The sequence below is a fragment of the Nocardioides ureilyticus genome (assembly GCF_051280745.1).
GTDB lineage: Bacteria > Actinomycetota > Actinomycetes > Propionibacteriales > Nocardioidaceae > Nocardioides.
This window is the reverse complement of record NZ_JBNCOG010000068.1, coordinates 1-3,537: the sequence shown is the minus strand read 5'-3', so window position 1 is coordinate 3,537 and position 3,537 is coordinate 1. Positions and strand designations below refer to the sequence as shown.

The 3,537-nt window shown below is 74.2% G+C and carries 3 protein-coding genes; 2 read left to right on the top strand and 1 reads right to left on the bottom strand.

The window, feature by feature from the left end:
• The coding region (locus tag ACSMHG_RS19455; protein WP_435748229.1) for a YncE family protein at positions 1-1,303 on the top strand (1,303 nt) is incomplete at its 5' end.
• A gap of 112 nt (positions 1,304-1,415) precedes the next feature.
• On the top strand, positions 1,416-2,486 hold the full coding sequence (locus ACSMHG_RS19450) for an alpha/beta hydrolase (protein ID WP_435748227.1): 1,071 nt from the start codon (positions 1,416-1,418) through the stop codon (positions 2,484-2,486).
• Positions 2,487-2,643: 157 nt separating this feature from the next.
• On the opposite strand, the gene ACSMHG_RS19445 is transcribed toward ACSMHG_RS19450, so the two are convergent.
• The coding region (locus ACSMHG_RS19445) for a hypothetical protein (protein WP_435748225.1) at positions 2,644-3,537 on the bottom strand (894 nt) is incomplete at its 5' end.

The following is a 3,537-nucleotide window of genomic DNA, read 5'->3' as shown; positions in this document are numbered from 1 at the left end:
CGGGCAGGTGGCGGTGGCGTACTTCGAGGAGCTGACGGACGTGAAGAACGTCGAGGTCTTCGATGCTGCTGGTGACTTCGGGTCGGTGTGGGAGTCGCCGACGCGGGCGAATGCGCGGCAGGTGGACTTCGACTCGACGAACGGTCTGTTGTACGTCGGCTTCACCGGGACCTCGGCCGGGTCGGGCGGGTTCAGTGTCTATGACGCGGACTCGGGTCGGTTGTTGGCTGACAAGGCGGGTCCGGAGTTCGGCAAGGACGGGTACGGGATCGCGGTCGACGAGGAGCGGCAGCGGGTCTACGTGTCGAACCGGGACCACCGGTTGAACCCGCCGGGCGAGGAGCTCGACCCCGTCGCCGTCACCGTGAGCGAGCGGATCCAGGGCGATGAGCCGGACCCGGAGCCCGACCCCGACCCCGACCCCGAGCCGGAGCCCGACCCGGACCCGCCGACCGGCACGGCGTACACGCCGGTGGCGATGGCAGCGATCCCGGACGCGACCGACGCGGACACCGACGACCGCCCGGTGGGCTCGGTCGTGGACCTCTCGACCGGGCACGTCTACGTCGCGAGCGAGATGCGGCCCGCCCGGATCCGGGTCATCGACCCGGTGACGGACACGACGCTGCGCACCATCTCCGTCCCCGGTGCGGAGGAGGAGGGCGTGCGTGACGTCGCGCTGGACGAGGCGGCCGGCGAGCTCTACGTCGCCTACGACAACCGCTGGGTGGTCCTCGACCAGGACACCGACGCCCTGGTGCGGGGGCCGTTCACCCTCGATGCGAAGGCGCGCGGCTTCGACGTCGACGTGGAGCGGGGCCGGGTCCTGGCCGCCACCCGTGGCACGGGCTTCTTCGTCGCCGACGCTTCGACGGGGGAGGCGGTCCAGCGGGTCGAGATCCCCGGCGCGGGGTGGAGCTCGCACGGGATCGCCTACGACGCGGTCAACGACCGGGTGTACCTCTCCAACGAGAACGGCGCCGGGACCGTGGGGCTCCGGGTCATCGACGGCGCGTCGTACGAGGTCCTGGAGGAGGTGCCGCTCGCGGCGCCGATGTGGCGCTCGGTGGCGGTCGACCCGGTCGTCGGCCGGGTCTACCTCGGCCATGCGTCGACCACTTTCGACGACTCGGGGGTGACCGTGCTCAGCACCGCCGACCTCTCCCAGGTGGCGCGGCTGGCCGCGCACGCCTACGGCAACAAGGTGTACGGCGTCTCCGTGGACACCTCCCGCGGTCGGGTGTACGTCTCCGCCCGCGACCGGTACCCGACCGGTCTGGTGCGGCTGGACCGCAACGACTGACCGACCGCCTCGACCGCACGACGCCGGGTGTCGACCTCAGGGTCGGCGCCCGGCGTCGGCGTCCGTGGCCGCGGGTGCCCTCGGCCTGCCCGGGTCGCTATCGTCACGCCCCGTGCAGACACCCGGGCAGACACTCGCGCGACTCAGCCAGCTCAGGACGACCGTCGAGGCGGCCACCCTCCGCGGGCTGATGGCGCTGCCCGAGCCGGTCCAACGCCGGCTGGCCGGCCGGCCGGTGGTCAAGGACGGGCAGATCCTCGCCACCGACCTCCAGCTGATGCTGCGCGTGCAGCAGGTGACCCGCGAGCCGGCCATCGAGTCGCTGGAGATCGAGCTGGGCCGGCAGGCGGCGGTCCGGCAGACCTCGCTGACCGGCGGACGCCAGCCGATCGGCTCGGTCCGCGACCTCTCCCTCGACGGGCTGCTCGGCCGGCTCTACACCCCTTCGTCGTCGGTCGAGCCTGTCGAGACCCCTGGCCCGCTGCTCGTCTTCTTCCACGGCGGCGGATTCTTCTTCGGTGACCTGCAGACCCACGACGCGGCCTGCCGGTTCCTGGCCGAGCGGTCCGGCGTCCGCGTGCTCGCGGTCGACTACCGGCTCGCGCCGGAGCACCCGTTCCCCGCGGCGTACGACGACGCGCTGGCCGCCTACCGCTGGGTGCTCGACCACGCCGCCGAGCACGGCGCCGACCCGGCCCGGATCGCGGTCGGCGGGGACTCCGCCGGCGGCAACCTCGCGGCCGGCGTCGCCCGGCACGCGGCGACCGAGGGCTGGCCGTGCGCCTTCCAGCTGCTGGTCTACCCGGTGACCGACTCCGAGCGCCGCTCGGAGAGTGCGCGGATGTTCGGGTCGGGGTTCTTCCTGACCACGGAGTTCATGGAGCTGGCCAGCCGCAGCTACCTGCCGCACGTGCCCGACCGCTCGGACCCTCGCGCGGCGCCGCTCCTCGCCGAGGTGCCGGAGGGGCTGGCTCCGGCGTACGTCGTGACCGCCGGCTTCGACCCGCTCCGCGACGAGGGCGAGGCCTACGCCCGCAAGCTGGCCGACGCCGGCGTCGAGGTCGAGCTCGAGCGGTTCACCGACCAGATCCACGGCTTCTTCAACATCGTCGGCGCCGGCCGCACCTCGCGCGCCGCCTGCGCCGAGGTCGCCGACACCCTGCGCCGGCGGCTGCGCCCCTGAGCCAGGCCTGCGGACGACGTCGGTCGGCCACCCGGATCGTTCACTTGTTCGGTTCTGGTGGGTAGGGGCCGCTCGTCACGCGGGGCAGCCCCACCACGAGCCAGCAAGTGAACGATGGTGGTGGCCCGGACGCTGCGCCGACCACCGGCGCCCAGGCTCAGGCGTCCGGCCGCCACTGCCTCAGCACGGCCGTGAACTCGTGCGGGTCGACCATCGAGGCGTCGACCTCGAACGGCGGCAGGTTCCGGCGGAGGAACAGCACCTTCCAGCCCCGCCGGCCGGGGGTGCCGACGACCTCCACCTCGGTCTGCGGGTTCGACAGGTCGAAGCTGTGGTGGCTGCCACCGGCGCGGATGTCGACGAGGCCGCCGCGCACCGTCGCCCTCGCCGAGGGCCGGCGGGTCGCCCACAGCACGAGCAGGAGGAGGACGAGGGCGGCTCCGGCACCGAGCACCCACGGCCGGTCGTACCCCTGCAGGTAGGCCAGCGCGGTCAGCACCGCCACGACCGCGGCACTGAGCAGGTAGGCCTCCCGCGCCATGTGCCGCCCGGTCACGTCCAGCGCCGTCTCGTCCGGGGAAGCATCGGAGGCCGGCGTCCCTGCCACGGGTGCCGCGGTGGATGCGGCCGCCGCCGGGGACGCCGATGACGCCGGGGACGCCGATGACGCCGATGACACCGACGGCGCACCACCGCGCGCCTCGGTGAGCTGCTCGGCCAGCTCGGCGGCCCGCTGCTCCGCGGCGAGGCGGTCCTCGAGGGCCGCCTCGACCAGCTCGGTCTGGTGTCGTACGGCGGCCTCGACCGCGCTGCGCTCCATCGCCCGCTGCTCGGCCTTCTCCTCGGCCACCCGCCGCAGGGCCGACTGCTCCTCGGCGGCCCGCTCGGCGGCGAGCCGCGCCTCGTGGGCGGCCGCGAGGTCGGCGGTCAGCTCGGCCACCCGGGCCTCGGCCGCTGCCCGGAGTTCGGCGGCCTCCGCGGCGAGCCGCGCGTGCTCGGCAGCGTCGCGCTCGGCGTCGTAGGAGCGCGCGGCGAGCACCACCGCGGCGTG